This window comes from Sinorhizobium arboris LMG 14919, assembly GCF_000427465.1.
Lineage (GTDB): Bacteria > Pseudomonadota > Alphaproteobacteria > Rhizobiales > Rhizobiaceae > Sinorhizobium > Sinorhizobium arboris.
The window spans coordinates 177,000-191,454 of record NZ_ATYB01000009.1; the positions used below are offsets into that span (position 1 = coordinate 177,000).

Here is a 14,455-nt window from a genome sequence, read left to right on the forward strand (position 1 = left end):
TTTCAGCATGTAAATCGTTCGCAGGCTTCTAAGGTACCTGTCGAAAAGCGAGCCGCGGGTCGCTTGCCGCTCATCTCATGCGGACACGTCGATATCAAAACTTTCGTTGTGAACGCATGAACGACAGCATCGATCTCGAAAAGCCGGGCATATTATGAGGGAACCGATGCAGGCAACGGAAATCCTGGAGAAGCTCGTTGGCTTTCGCTCTGTCGTGGGCCTGCCCAATGAAGACATAGCGGGTTGGATCCGCAGGTTTCTGGAAAGTCACGGCATAGCTGTCACTGTCCTTCCCGGTCCGGAGGGCGATCGGTCGAACATCTTCGCCAGCATCGGGCCGAAAGAGGCGCGTGGCTATATTCTATCGGGTCACATGGACGTCGTTCCGGCGGATGAAACCGGCTGGGCAAGTGATCCCTTCCGCCTGCGTGCGGAAGCGGGCCGGCTCCATGGGCGCGGCGCCACCGACATGAAAGGCTTTCTCGCCGCCGTTCTCGCCACCGTTCCCAGGCTCGCAGCCAAGCCGCTTCGCCAGCCGCTGCACCTCGCCTTCTCCTATGACGAGGAGGCGGGCTGCCGCGGCGTGCCGCATATGATCGCGCGCTTGCCGGAACTCTGCGCGAGGCCGCTCGGTGCGATCGTCGGCGAGCCGAGCGGCCTGCGCGCGATACGCGCCCACAAGGGCAAGGCTGCCGCCAGACTGACCGTCAAAGGTCGTTCGGGCCATTCTTCACGTCCCGACCAAGGGCTGAACGCCATCCATGCTGTCACGGGTGTCTTTGCTCGCGCGGTCGCAGAAGCCGACCGACTGACCTGTGGTCCGTTCGAGCATGTCTTCGAGCCGCCCTACTCTTCCCTGCAGGTCGGCACGGTGAAAGGCGGCCAGACAATCAACATCATTCCGGACACTTGCGAGGCCGAGTTCGAGGCCCGGGCGATTTCCGGCGTCGATCCGGCGGAACTCCTCGCGCCGGTGCGAGAGGCAGCCGAGGCGCTGTCGGAAGGAGGCTTCGAAGTGGACTGGCAAGAACTAAGCTCCTATCCGGCACTTTCGCTTAGCCCCGAAGCGCCCCTTGCGCGGCTGCTTGAAAAATTGACCGGTCTCGAGCCTCTCCCAGCCGTCAGCTACGGCACCGAAGCGGGACTTTTCCAACGGGCCGGCATCGACGCGATCATCTGCGGCCCCGGAAACATCGACCGCGCCCACAGGCCCAACGAATTCATTCACGTCGATGAGCTCCTGGCCTGTCAGGCGATGATCGAGCGGCTTGGCGAGACTTGCCGCGCCTGAGGCTCGGAGAAGGAGACGCGCGATGACCTTCCTCTTCAATTCCGACGCAAAACGTGGCGCAATCTTCGCCAAGGCCTTTTCGCGTGAACTGCCGGAGATTTCTTTCGCCACGGACCCGGCGGCGGTCGATCCGGAATCGGTGCGCTACCTGATCACCTGGACAGTGCCCGAAGATCTCTCGCGCTATAGCAATCTTGAGATCCTTTTCTCGATCGGCGCCGGCGTTGACCAGTTCCACATCGATGCAGTGCCGCCGCATGTGCAGGTGGTGCGAACGGTCGAGGACGGTATCATCCGGATGATGCAGGAGTATGTGACACTTGCTGTGCTCGCGCTTCACCGCAACCTGCCGGCCTATCTCGAGTGGCAGCGAGGCGAGAATTGGCAGGCCATTGCGCCGGTCCAGGCGGCCGAGCGACGGGTCGGCGTGCTCGGCCTCGGTATGCTTGGAACTGCGGTACTCGATCGACTGATGCCTTTCGGCTTTCCGCTCTCCGGCTGGAGCCGCAGCCCGCATGAAATCGAAGGCGTGAGATGCCTGAACGGCCGAAACGGTCTTGATGCTTTGCTGGGCTCGACCGACATTCTCATCTGCCTGCTGCCGCTGACCGACGAGACCCGTGGGCTGCTAAGTGCCCAACTCTTCGCCAGGCTCCCGGCCGGCGCGGCGCTCGTCCATGTCGGACGCGGACCGCAACTCGACCACCAGGCACTCCTCCAGGCACTCGACAGCGGCCATCTCTCCGGGGCCGTCATCGATGTCACTGACCCCGAACCGCTGCCGGCGGGTCATCCCTTCTGGAGCCACCGGAAGATCCTGTTGACGCCGCACATCGCGAGCGTCACCCAGCCGGAAACCGCGGCCAAAGCAGTGATCGAGAACATCAAGCGGCATCGATCAGGTCTCAAGCCCTTTGGGCTGGTCGACCGCCGCCGCGGCTATTAAGGCGCGTCGCGTTGAAGCGCAACCATGTGAAACGCTTTACGTCTTGTTTTCATGAATGTTGTTGCCCGGATACCGCTGCACAGGTTCGGCGAAATGCATCAAGATCTAACCCCAGGAAAGGAAAGCCATGTCGCTGTTGAAAACCATCGAGACCAGCCCCTCTTTCGCGCCGCGCGAGTCTAGCCCGCTCCCCGAGCGTCTGATCTCCGGCAATCCCTCCTTCAAGACCTGGGCTCAGGACGTCGCCCGCGGCGAGATGATCCATACCGGTGTCTGGGAAGCGACCCCCGGCGAGACGCGCTCGATCAAGGGCGAGACCTTCGAGTTCTGCCATATCCTTTCGGGCGTCGTCGAACTCACGCCGGAAGGCGGCGAGCCGGTCGTCTACAAGAGCGGCGACAGCTTCGTCATGAAGCCGGGTTTCGTCGGCGTCTGGAAGACGATCGAGAAGGTGCGCAAGATCTACGTGACCGTGATGTAGTGCGCGACGCGCGATCCGATCGGGGGCTTCTCATACGGGCTACCCCCGCGGATCGCGCTCGAACAGGTTCGACGGAATTTTGCGGCAGACCGGCATCCTCGCCCAACACGGCACGTTCGCGGCTTTCTGGCGCATCCTCGCTTCTCCAACCCATCAATCGCTCCCTCCCGCCCCTTTCGGATTGCTCCGGCGCATCGCCGATACGTCACCGTCGCGTCCATCCCGGTCTCCAAACATTTCGCTGTCCAGTCGCTGAAAACGTAATTTTCCGCCGTCGTTGCTCCTTCACTCGATGCATGCTGCTCGGCTTCGTCCGTTAGCTTGGCTTTAAGCCCATGCCGAGGATGCGCGATGACACTCAGCTTTGATCCTGACACACTTCCCCTGCCCATCGGGCATTTCATCGGCGACCGACTGGTATCGGCCGAGGGTGTCATCGACATGCGTCGCCCGTCCGACGGCAAGCCTTATGCGGGCTGCCCTCTTGCGGACGAAGCTCTCGTCGACCGCGCCGTCGAGACGGCCAAAGCGGCGCTGAAATCCAGCAACTGGGGCGGCGTGCGGCCGCGCGAGCGCACAGTCGTGCTGCAACGCTGGGCCGACCTGATCGAAAAGGAAGCAGGAACCCTCGCCAAGCTCGAGGCGCTTTCCTCGACCCGCCCCGTCGGGCACCTCGTCGCGGGCGATATAGCTGTTAGTGCCGAACAGATCCGCTTTTTCGCCGAGTTCGCCGACAAAGAAGGAAGCAATCTCGTGCCGACCGACGACGCCAGTCTCGGCATGGTCATGACCGAGCCCTATGGCGTCGTCGGTGCCATCACGCCCTGGAACTTTCCCATTTCCATGGCCGCCTGGAAGCTCGGACCCGCTCTCGCCGCCGGTAATGCGGTGGTGCTGAAGCCCTCCGAAATGACGCCGTTCTCGACAGTCTACCTTGCCGAGCTTGCGATCCGCGCCGGTCTGCCAGCCGGTCTCATCAATATCGTGCTCGGCGACGGAGCAGTCACCGGCAATACCATCACCGGTCACCCGGACATCGGCAAGGTGAGCTTCACCGGCTCGACCGGCGCGGGCTCCGCCATCATGACCAATATTGCCCGCACCGGCATCAAGCCGATGACGCTGGAGCTCGGCGGCAAGAGCCCCCAACTGGTCTTCGCCGACGCCGATCTCGAAAAGGCCGCAGTGGCGATCGCGCAGAGCATGCTTTCGAACGCCGGCCAGGCCTGCGTCGCCGGCTCCCGCCTGCTTGTGGAGGAAAGCATCGCCGCCCCGCTCGCCGAGGCGATCGTCACCCGCATGAAGGCTGCGGTGCCGGGGCCGACCTGGGATGAGACGAGTGAATATTCGCCGATCATCTCGAAGCGTCAGCTGAACCGCATCCACGGCATCGTCGAGACGGCCGTGGCGGCGGGCGGCGAATGCCTGTTCGGAGGCGCCCCAATGGATGTGCCGGGGTATTTCTATCAGCCGACGCTGATGGCCGTGCGCGACAGCTCCTCGCCAGCGATTACGGAAGAAATCTTCGGCCCGGTGCTGACGATGCAGACTTTCGCCGACGAGGAGGAGGCATTAGCTCTCGCCGATCACCCCACCTACGGCCTTGCTGCCGGCCTCTTCACCCGCGACCTGTCGCGCGCACTGCGGCTGACGCGCAGGCTTCAGGCCGGCACCGTTTGGGTTAACCGTTACAGCCGATCGCGCGACCACATCCTGCCGACTGGGGGCTACAAGCGCTCTGGCATCGGTAAGGACCTCGGCCGCGAGGCGTATCACGCCAACCGCAAGAGCAAGAGCGTGCTCATCAGCCTTTAGGAGCTTTCATGAAATCCTATTCGATCGCACTCATCCCCGGGGACGGAATCGGCCCGGACGTGACGGATGCCGCCTGGCAGGTCCTTTCGACCGTCGCAAGGCATTCCGGCTTCACGCTCACCGGAACGCCCCTTCCGTGGTCCTGCGCCTTCTACAATGAGACCGGTGCGATGATGCCACCAGGCGGCATCGAAACGCTCCGCCGCTTCGACGCGATTCTGCTCGGCGCCGTCGGCTGGCCGGCGGAGGTGCCGGATTCCATCTCGCTCCATGGCCTGCTGCTGCCAATCCGCAAGGCCTTCGTGCAGTACGCCAATCTTCGCCCGCACCGACTACTACCGGGCGTGCAGGGGCCGTTGAAAGCTGGAGCCTTTGACATTCTCTGCATTCGCGAGAATACGGAGGGGGAATATTCCGGTGCCGGTGGCCGCGTCCATCATGGGACGGAGGACGAGGTCGCGGTCGAAACCTCGATCTTCACCCGCACGGGCGTCGAACGGATCCTGCGTTTCGGCTTCGAGCAGGCACGTCAGCGTCGCGGCAAGCTCGCTTCGGTGACCAAATCCAACGCCCAGAAATACTCCATGGTGCTCTGGGACGAGATCACGCGAGAGCTCTCTGCCGAATACGCTGAGGTGGAGGTGACGAGCTACCACATCGATGCCATGGCCGCGCGCATGGTGATGGCGCCTGAAAGCCTCGACGTGGTCGTCGCCTCCAACCTCTTCGGCGACATACTCACCGATCTCGGCGCGGCCATTCAGGGCGGACTCGGTTTTGCCGCCTCGGCCAATGTCAATCCGGACAGGAGCGCCCCTTCCATGTTCGAGCCGGTACACGGCTCCGCTCCGGACATTGCGCATCTCGGCATCGCAAACCCCATCGCCTCCATCTGGTCCGGCGCCATGCTGCTCGACCATCTCGGGGAACGAGAGGCAGGGCGGAGGGTCATGGAAGCGCTTGAAAGAACGACCAGCCGCGGCATCGGAACGGTGCCGGGAAAAGACAGAACCGAAACCATTACCGCGGCGGTTGTCGCCGCGCTCGACTGATTCCAGGAGGACAGCACATGAAATTGAAGGACAAGGAGCTTTTCCAGCAATCCGGCCTGATCGGCGGTGAGTGGATCGCCGGCACCTCGGGCGACGTCGTCGAGGTCATCGATCCGGCCAGCCAGGCGGTTCTCGGGACCGTGCCGGACATGGGAACTGCCGAAACCCGCGCGGCCATCGAGGCCGCCAACAGGGCCTTTGGGCCCTGGAAGAAGAAAACGCATGCCGAACGGGCGGTCCTGCTCGAGCGCTGGCATGCGCTGATGATCGAAAATCTTGAGGATCTGGCGCTGCTCCTGACGATGGAGCAGGGCAAGCCGCTCGACGAAGCGCGCGTCGAGATCCGCTACGGCGCTTCCTTCGTCAAATGGTTCGCCGAAGAAGCCCGCCGCATCGGCGGCCACACCATCCCCTCGCCGACGCAGGACCGCCGCATTGTCGTGCTGAAGGAAGCGGTCGGCGTCTGCGCCATCGTCACGCCCTGGAATTTCCCGAACGCGATGATCACCCGCAAAGTGGCACCCGCGTTGGCCGCCGGCTGCACCGTGGTCGTCAAGCCTTCGGAATTCACGCCTTTTTCGGCGCTCGCCCTCGGCGTGCTAGCCGAGCGCGCCGGCATTCCGGCCGGCGTCATCAACATCGTCACCGGCATGCCAGCGGCCATCGGTAACGAGTTCATGGCGAACGAGACGGTGCGCAAGATCTCCTTCACCGGCTCGACGCGCGTCGGCTCGCTTCTGATGCGTGGTGCCGCAGACAGCGTCAAGCGCCTCTCCCTCGAACTCGGCGGCAATGCCCCCTTCATTGTCTTCGACGATGCCGATCTCGATCTCGCGGTCGAAGGCGCGATCGCCTCGAAGTTCCGCAATGGCGGCCAGACCTGCGTCTGCGCCAACCGCATCCTGGTGCAGGCCGGCGTCTACGACGCTTTCGCGGAGAAGCTCGCTGCCCGCGTCAACGCGATGAAGGTCGGTCCGGGCATGGAGCCCGGCGTAGCGATTGGCCCGATGATCAACGAGGCGGCGATCGAGAAGATCAACCGCCATGTCGAGGACGCGCTTGCCAAGGGAGCGAAGGTTGCGGCGCGAGGAAAATCGCTGCCGGAGGGCAGGCAATACGCCGCCCCGATCGTGCTGACCGGTGCCACGACCGACATGCTGCTCGCCAGCGAAGAGACTTTCGGCCCCGTTGCCCCGCTCTTCCGTTTCGAGACGGAAGAAGAGGCAATCGCGATCGCCAACGGCACGCCGTTCGGCCTAGCTGCCTATTTCTACACCGAAAGCCTCAAGCGCTCCTGGCGCGTTGGGGAAGCGCTGGAGTTCGGCATGATCGGCCTCAACACCGGCGCCGTCTCCACCGAAGTCGCTCCCTTCGGCGGCGTCAAGCAATCCGGCCTTGGCCGAGAGGGCGCCCAGGTCGGCATCGAGGAATATCTCGAGATGAAGAGCTTTCACATCGGCGGGCTTGGATAGCCCGTCGGTTCTCGGCGCATCGCCTTGATCATCCTGCCGGGCGGTCCATCACCGCTCGGCATTCGTTTGTCGGCCCGGCGCCTCTGGACTGGGCGCAGCGCCGGTGCGGTACGTTAAAGCAAGGATAAGGGTTTTAAACTCATTGAGGAGTCTTAGCGGCCCCGGGGTGGGTTCAGGGGCAATCCGGAAGACCTGAAGATGTGCCGGAAAAGCGCATGCGGATATGCCCGTCGCGCCTGGCCTACTGGATCCTGTCCAGCATCTTGTAATACATGCCGACAAAGGGCAGGAACCAGGGCTTGCCGAAATGGCCTGGCACCGCCGGCCAGTCGAGACCCTTCAGCGGATTACAGTCAGGCCGGTCAAGGATCGCGTCCGCCATGATCATGCCGAGATGTGTCGAAAGCTGCGCCCCGTGGCCGGAATAGCCCATCGCGTACCAGACCCCGTCGTGATAGCCGGCGCGGGGGAAGCGGTCCTTGGTCATGTCGACGAGACCGCCCCAGCAATAGTCGATCTCGACATTGGCAAGCTGCGGGAAGATTTCCTTGAGGCTCGCCTTGAGGATGGCGCCGCTTTTGGCGTCCGAGCGCTGGTCGGAAGTCGCCGAGAAGCGGGCGCGGCCGCCGAAGATCAGCCGGTCGTCGGGCGAGAGCCTAAAATAGTTGCCGATGTTCATGGACGTGACGCAGGTGCGGTTGCCGGGCATCGTCGCTGCGATCTCCGGTGCCGTCAGCGGCCGGGTAGCGATGATGAAGCTGCCTACGGCGATGATGCGGCGGCGGAAATAGCCGAAGGTCGAAGGCGTATAGGCGCCGGTGGCGACAAGCACGGCATCCGCAGTGATGCTGCCGCGTGATGTTTTCAGATGATGGCGGCCGCCCGCCTGTCGATGTTCTGTTACGGCTGCCTGCTCGAATATCGTGGCGCCGTGACGTTGCGCCGCTTCGGCGAGACCGACAACATAGCGGCCCATATGCATCATCGCGCTCTTCTTTGAGAGCATGGCGCCAAAGAAAGGAGCCCCGACCTCCTGCTTCAGATCGTCTGCTCTGAGAAGCGCCGTATCGGGGTCGACCTCGGCGTGCACGGCTTCGAAGTTGCGGGCGATCGCGTCGAAATGCTGGGGCTTGGAGGCGAGCTTCAGCTTTCCGGCGCGGCGGAAATTGCAGTCGATCCCCTCCTCCGCGATCAACGCCTCGATTGTGTCGATCGAGGCGTCGAGCGCCTTATAGAGGGCGATTGCCCGCTCCTTGCCGAGCTCCGCCTTGGCCGCCAGATAGCCATGCGCAAGTCCGTTGTTAAGGTGCCCGCCATTGCGGCCGGAGGCGCCCCAGCCAACCCTCTCCGCCTCCAGCACGACGACTTTAGCGCCAGCCTTGGCGAGCTGCCGAGCAGCAGCGAGGCCGGTGAAGCCGCCGCCGATCACTGCGACGTCGTAGTGGCCATCGACCGGACCCTGAGCGGCCCCGGCAAACGCCGGGGTTGTGTCGTGCCAGTAGGAGAGGAATTTCATGGCGATCCGCCTTTTCTTAGAGCCCGACGACGCCCGGCAGGCCGGAGATATCGGCAATCTCCACGTAGCCGTAAAAGGGATTGGCCGGCTCGTGGCCGCGATTGACCCAGACCTTGTTCTTGATGCCGAGGTCATGCGCCGACATCAGGTCATAGCGGAATGAGGATGAGCAGTGGAGAATGTCCTCCGGACCGCAGCCGAGCATGTCGAGCATGTATTCGAACGCCTGGAAACGCGGTTTGTAAGCCTGTGCCTGTTCGGCAGTGTAGACGGCGTGGAAAGGAGCGCCCAATTTTTCGACATTCGACATGATCTGCGAGTTCATCGCATTCGAGAGAATGACCAAAGGGATCTCTTTGGCTACTTTGGCGAGACCCGCAGGCACGTCGGCGTGCGGACCCCAGGTCGGAACGCGCTCATAGACCATGCGCGCCGCTTCCTCGCGGAATTTTATGCCATTGCGCTTGCAGGTCCGTTCGAGCGAATTGTGCACCACCTCCGCATAGGGCTTCCAGTCGCCGAGAATCTCGTCGAGGCGATAGGCGGCGAAATTCTTGATGAACTCCGCCATGCGCGGCTCGTCGAGTTGTTCGCCGTAGAGGTCGCGCGCTGCTTCTGCCATCTGGAAGTTGGTCAGCGTGCCGTAGCAATCGAAGGTGATATATTTCGGACGGAAGGTCGACATGTGAACTATCCTCGAAAGAGCCGGACTAGGGGTTTACGTGTAAGATCATAGGCGCCAGCTCATCCCTCGGCTCACCTGATTTCGCGACAATCGAAGCAGATTCTATCGTATCCAAAGTCGGCTTTGGCAGAAGGTTGCGGAGCTTTGCCGCCGCGCTGCTTCTTACCGGCGGCATTTTCGCTCCCGCTCTTGCCTGCCAGCATAAGATGCGGCGGCCCGTAAGAGCAAAGCTATAAGATATCGCGCGGGCCGCGGTCTTCAGCCGATCTGCCGGCCGCCACTCCTGCAGACTTCAGGGCAGGAAATGAAGGACATCCCCATGCAGACAAATCAGATCGACATCACCGCCTTCGGTCCCGAGCATCTGGAAGCCGCCGTCAGGCTCTCCCGGCAGGCGGGCTGGCCGCATCGCCCGGAGGATTGGCAGATGGCGCTCACCCTGAGCGAAGGCGTGGTGGCTATCGAGGATGCCCGAGTTGTCGGCACCGTGCTCGTCACCCCCTATAAAGCGGACTGCGCGACGATCAACATGGTGATCGTCGACGAGGCGATGCGCGGCCGCGGTCTCGGTCGGATGCTCATGGACGCCGCTCTGCGGATCGCCGGCGACCGGCCGCTCCGGCTCGTCGCGACCGCCGAGGGATTGCCGCTCTACGAGAAACTTGGCTTTCGGGAGACGGGGCGCGTGCTGCAGCACCAGGGCGTGGTCGGCGACGTCGCCGCGCCGCTGGGGATCGAGGCTGCAACCGCTGCCGATATCGGCGCTATCGCCGCACTTGACCGCCGGGCCTTCGGCGCCGACCGGGAAGGATTGATCGCTTATCTCGCCAAGGTGGGCGAGTTCGCCGTCCGCCGTCGCGACGGCCGCATCTCGGGTTGCGCGGCGATACGCCCCTTTGGCCGCGGCGAGGTTATCGGGCCCGTCGTTGCCGCCGATCTTGATGATGCCAAGGCGCTTGTCGCGCATTTCATTGCCGCGCGGCCTGGCCGGTTCCTCAGACTGGACACCACGGCCGACACCGACCTCGCGCCCTGGCTTGCCGAACAGGGCCTCGCCCATGTCGGCGGCGGCATCGCGATGATGAAGCCGCCGATCCACCGCGCCGCAGATCGCGCCGCTAACATCTTTGCCCTCGCCAATCAGGCGTTCGGCTGATCCGGAGATCTTTGATGTACAGCAATTCCCTCATCGAACTCGATCGTGCCCACCTCATCCATCCGGTCGCTTCCTATCGCAGCCACGAAAAGCTCGGCGTGCGCGTGCTCGCCTCGGCCAAAGGCGCGACCGTCACCGACGCCTCAGGTAGACAATTGATCGACGGTTTCGCCGGCCTCTGGTGCGTCAATGCCGGCTACGGACATGAGAGTATCGTCGAGGCGGCGGCGAAGCAGATGCGCGAACTCCCTTACGCGACGGCCTATTTCGGCCTCGGTTCGGAACCTGCGATCCGCCTTGCCTCGGAATTGGCCGAACGCGCGCCGGGCGACCTCAACCACGTCTATTTCACGCTCGGCGGTTCCGATGCCATCGATAGTACGATCCGCTTTATCCGCTACTATTGGATTGCCCGCGGCGAACCGCAGCGCGATCAGTTCATCTCGGTCGAGCAAGGCTATCACGGCTCCTCGACGGTCGGCGCCGGTCTGACCGCGCTACCGGCCTTCCATGCCGGTTTCGGCATCCCCTTCGACTGGCAGCACAGGATTCCGTCGCACTACGCCTACCGCAACCCGGTGGGTGGAGATCCGCAGGCAATCATTGAGGCATCGCTGGCTGCACTCCGTCGCAAGGTCGAGGAGATCGGCCCCGAACGCGTCGCCGCCTTCTATGCCGAACCTATCCAGGGCTCGGGCGGCGTGCTGGTGCCTCCCAGGGGTTGGATGAAGGCGATGCGCGAGCTGTGCCGCGAGCTCGGCATCCTCTTCGTTGCCGACGAGGTGATCACCGGTTTCGGCCGAACCGGACCGCTCTTTGCCTCAACCGCGGACGAGATCGTCCCGGATTTCATCACCACGGCGAAAGGGCTGACTTCGGGCTACGTGCCGATGGGCGCGGTCTTCATGGCCGATCATGTCTATCAGACGATCGCCGACGGCGCGGGCGCTGCCGCCGTCGGTCACGGCTACACCTATTCGGCGCATCCGGTGAGCGCTGCTGTCGGCCTCGCCGTCTTGAAGCTCTATGAGAACGGTCTCCTCGACAACGGCGTGAAGGCCGGTGCTCGGCTGATGGAAGGTCTCGAAAGCTTGAGGGACCACCCGCTCGTCGGCGATGTGCGCGGCCGCGGCATGTTGGCGGCCGTCGAGCTCGTTGTAGACAAGGGGAAGAAGACGCCCTTGCCGGCGGCCGCGGAACCGGCCCGGCGCATTTTCGATCGCGCCTGGGAAAACGGACTTGTCATCCGCGCCTTCGCCAATGGCGTGCTGGGCTATGCGCCGCCTCTCTGCTGTAGCGACGAGGAAATCGGCGCAATTATCGAGCGTACCCGCCAAACTCTGGATGAGACCCTGGAAGACCCGGATGTTCGCCGGGCTCTGCGCTGACGGTGCGGGGCGCGATATATCGCGAAAACGTCATATTCGAAATTTTGTGCCGCTCCAGAATGTCTTTTCGGACACTTCCGCGCGGCACAAGTGCCAAACTCAAATCAACGAAAAGGGCCGTATCCCAGCAAATGCGGGCCTTTTCACCAAGAGCGGGAAAAACATCCGCCGCCGGGAACAGAATAATCTTCTTCACGAAGCCGGTGCTCCCGAGCGAGCGCCCGAAAACTGGGGAATTGACGTGCGCAAGAGCCTTCCGGAATTCAAGTACATGACTTTCGACGTCGTCGGCACGCTGATCGACTTCGAGGCTGGTATAAAGCACTGCCTCGCAGAGATCGCCGCCGAGGCGGGTGTCGCGATCGATGGCGAGGAAGCGCTCGGCCTTTACCGCGCGGCGCGCTACTCCAAGGACGCCGACCTCTTCCCGGATGATCTCGTCCGAGTCTATCTCGCTATCGCTCCGAAGCTTGGCCTGCCAGCCGAACGGAAACAGGGGCAACGTTTCAGGGACTCGGCGAAGAACTGGAAGGGTTTCGCCGACAGCGCCGAGGCGCTTGCGCGCCTTGCCAAAGGTCACCGCCTCATTGCGATGACCAATGCCCGTCGCTGGGCCTTCGATTTCTTCGCCAGGGAGCTGGGCAATCCCTTTTACGCCGCCTTTACGGCCGACGACACGGGTACTGAGAAGCCGGACCCCGTCTTCTTCGAGAAGGTCTTCGCCTTCGTCGACTCGGAAGGAGATTCAAAAGACGACATCCTCCATGTCGCCCAGAGCCAGTACCACGACATCGGCATTTCCCGAAAACTCGGGCTGACCAATTGCTGGATCGAGCGTCGCCACGCCCAGAAGGGCTATGGCGGCACGATCGAGCCCGCCGAATTCACCGAGCCCGATTACCACTTCACCTCCATGGCCGGCCTTGCCGATGCCGTGGCCGTCGAACGCAGCTGACCAGTTCACCGGATCGGGTCGAAGCCCACCGAAGAAGGGCAGCCCGCCAATAGACGAAAGGGGAATGACATGAACGACAGGATCACCAATTGGAACAAATCCGATGACGCTATGGTCGAAAACGCCATTCGTCGCGGCGCGACGCGACGCGAACTGCTGCAGATGATGCTCGCGAGCGGCGTCGCCCTCTCCGCGGGCAGCCTGGTGCTCGGCCGAGCCGGTAATGCGGTTGCGGCAACACCGATCTCGGGCGGCGCGCTCAAGGCGGCCGGCTGGTCATCCTCCACCGCCGACACACTCGACCCGGCCAAGGCATCGCTCTCCACGGACTATGTTCGCTGCTGCTCCTTTTATAACCGCCTGACCTTCCTCGACAAAAGCGGTACGCCACAGATGGAACTGGCCGAAGCGATCGAAACCAAGGATGCGAAGACCTGGACCGTCAAGCTGAGGAAGGGCGTCACGTTCCATGACGGCAAGCCCCTAACAGCAGACGATGTGATCTTCTCGCTGAAGCGTCATCTCGACCCGTCCATCGGATCGAAGGTTGCAAAGATCGCCGCCCAGATGACCGGCTTCAAGGCGGTCGACAAGCAGACCGTCGAGATCACGCTGGCCAATGCGAACGCAGACCTGCCGACGATCCTCTCGATGCACCACTTCATGATCGTCGCCGACGGCACCACCGACTTTTCCAAGGGGAACGGCACGGGCGCATTCGTAAGAGAAGTCTTCGAGCCCGGCGTGCGCTCCGTCGGGATCAAGAACAAGAACTACTGGAAGTCCGGACCGAACGTCGATTCCTTCGAATATTTCGCGATCAGCGACGACAGTTCCCGGGTGAATGCACTCTTGTCCGGCGACATCCACCTGGCCGCCACGATCAATCCGCGCTCCATGCGCCTGGTCGAGAGCCAGGGTGACGGCTTCGTGCTCTCGAAGACCACCTCCGGTAACTATACCAACCTGAACATGCGGTTGGACATGGAACCCGGCAGCAAGCGCGATTTCGTCGAGGGCATGAAGTACCTCGTCAACCGCGAGCAGATCGTCAAATCGGCGCTGCGCGGCTTGGGCGAAGTCGGTAACGACCAGCCGGTATCCCCGGCAAACTTCTATCACAATCCGGACCTGAAGCCGCGCGCCTTTGATCCCGAGAAGGCCAAGTTCCACTTCGAGAAGGCCGGCGCGCTCGGCCAGTCGATACCGGTGGTTGCCTCCGATGCAGCGAACTCGGCGATCGATATGGCGATGATCATACAGGCTTCCGCTGCCGAGATCGGCTTGAAGCTCGATGTCCAGCGCGTTCCCGCCGACGGTTACTGGGATAATTACTGGCTGAAGGCGCCGGTCCACTTCGGCAATATCAACCCGCGTCCGACGCCCGATATCCTCTTCTCGCTGCTCTACGCCTCGGAGGCTCCGTGGAACGAGAGCCAGTACAAGTCGGAGAAGTTCGATAAGATGCTGATCGAGGCGCGCGGCTCGCTCGACCAGGAGAAGCGCAAGGCGATCTACAACGAGATGCAGGTGATGGTCGCCAACGAAGCCGGCACCATCATTCCGGCCTATATCTCCAATGTCGACGCGATCACCAGCAAGCTCAAGGGCTTGGAGGCCAACCCGCTCGGCGGACAGATGGGCTATGCTTTTGCGGAATATGTCTGGCTCGAAGCCTGATTGAGTAGCGGGGCTTGG

12 protein-coding genes are annotated in these 14,455 nt (G+C 62.7%); 10 read left to right on the forward strand and 2 right to left on the reverse strand.

The window, feature by feature from the left end; translation table 11 throughout:
* Nucleotides 1-166: 166 nt before the first annotated feature.
* From argE to SINAR_RS0108660, 6 genes are all read left to right on the forward strand, one after another.
* Nucleotides 167-1,291 (forward strand): acetylornithine deacetylase, encoded by a 1,125-nt coding sequence (argE, locus tag SINAR_RS0108630; protein ID WP_027998728.1) that lies wholly within the window; start codon nucleotides 167-169, stop codon nucleotides 1,289-1,291.
* 22 nt (nucleotides 1,292-1,313) lie between these two features.
* Nucleotides 1,314-2,237 (forward strand): 2-hydroxyacid dehydrogenase, encoded by a 924-nt coding sequence (locus SINAR_RS0108635; RefSeq protein ID WP_027998729.1) that lies wholly within the window; start codon nucleotides 1,314-1,316, stop codon nucleotides 2,235-2,237.
* Between the two features lie 127 nt (nucleotides 2,238-2,364).
* Nucleotides 2,365-2,718: a cupin domain-containing protein gene (locus SINAR_RS0108640; RefSeq protein ID WP_027998730.1), complete on the forward strand. Its 354-nt coding sequence runs from the start codon at nucleotides 2,365-2,367 to the stop codon at nucleotides 2,716-2,718.
* 351 nt (nucleotides 2,719-3,069) lie between these two features.
* Entirely contained in the window at nucleotides 3,070-4,533 is a 1,464-nt protein-coding gene (locus tag SINAR_RS0108650; protein WP_027998731.1) for an aldehyde dehydrogenase family protein, read from the forward strand.
* An 8-nt stretch (nucleotides 4,534-4,541) separates the two neighbouring features.
* Nucleotides 4,542-5,585 carry a tartrate dehydrogenase gene (locus SINAR_RS0108655; RefSeq protein WP_027998732.1) on the forward strand — a complete coding sequence of 348 codons (1,044 nt, stop codon included), beginning with the start codon at nucleotides 4,542-4,544 and terminating at the stop codon, nucleotides 5,583-5,585.
* A 17-nt stretch (nucleotides 5,586-5,602) separates the two neighbouring features.
* Nucleotides 5,603-7,057, forward strand: a complete 1,455-nt coding sequence (locus tag SINAR_RS0108660; RefSeq protein ID WP_027998733.1) for an NAD-dependent succinate-semialdehyde dehydrogenase — start codon at nucleotides 5,603-5,605, stop codon at nucleotides 7,055-7,057.
* 241 nt (nucleotides 7,058-7,298) lie between these two features.
* Here the strand turns inward: SINAR_RS0108660 and SINAR_RS0108665 are convergent, their stop codons facing one another.
* Nucleotides 7,299-8,573, reverse strand: coding sequence for an NAD(P)/FAD-dependent oxidoreductase (locus SINAR_RS0108665; RefSeq protein WP_027998734.1), 1,275 nt, complete (start codon nucleotides 8,571-8,573; stop codon nucleotides 7,299-7,301).
* Between the two features lie 16 nt (nucleotides 8,574-8,589).
* A complete protein-coding gene (locus SINAR_RS0108670) occupies nucleotides 8,590-9,258 on the reverse strand; it encodes a haloacid dehalogenase type II (RefSeq protein WP_027998735.1) in 669 nt (222 codons plus the stop codon).
* A gap of 319 nt (nucleotides 9,259-9,577) precedes the next feature.
* Between SINAR_RS0108670 and SINAR_RS0108675 the strand changes: the two genes are divergently transcribed.
* The 4 genes from SINAR_RS0108675 to SINAR_RS0108690 all read left to right on the forward strand — a co-directional run bounded on the left by SINAR_RS0108675 (nucleotide 9,578) and on the right by SINAR_RS0108690 (nucleotide 14,437).
* A complete protein-coding gene (locus SINAR_RS0108675) occupies nucleotides 9,578-10,414 on the forward strand; it encodes a GNAT family N-acetyltransferase (protein WP_027998736.1) in 837 nt (278 codons plus the stop codon).
* Between the two features lie 14 nt (nucleotides 10,415-10,428).
* A complete protein-coding gene (locus SINAR_RS0108680) occupies nucleotides 10,429-11,802 on the forward strand; it encodes an aspartate aminotransferase family protein (RefSeq protein ID WP_027998737.1) in 1,374 nt (457 codons plus the stop codon).
* A 241-nt stretch (nucleotides 11,803-12,043) separates the two neighbouring features.
* Nucleotides 12,044-12,757, forward strand: coding sequence for an HAD-IA family hydrolase (locus SINAR_RS0108685; RefSeq protein ID WP_027998738.1), 714 nt, complete (start codon nucleotides 12,044-12,046; stop codon nucleotides 12,755-12,757).
* A gap of 69 nt (nucleotides 12,758-12,826) precedes the next feature.
* Nucleotides 12,827-14,437 (forward strand): ABC transporter substrate-binding protein, encoded by a 1,611-nt coding sequence (locus SINAR_RS0108690; RefSeq protein WP_027998739.1) that lies wholly within the window; start codon nucleotides 12,827-12,829, stop codon nucleotides 14,435-14,437.
* Nucleotides 14,438-14,455 lie beyond the last annotated feature (18 nt).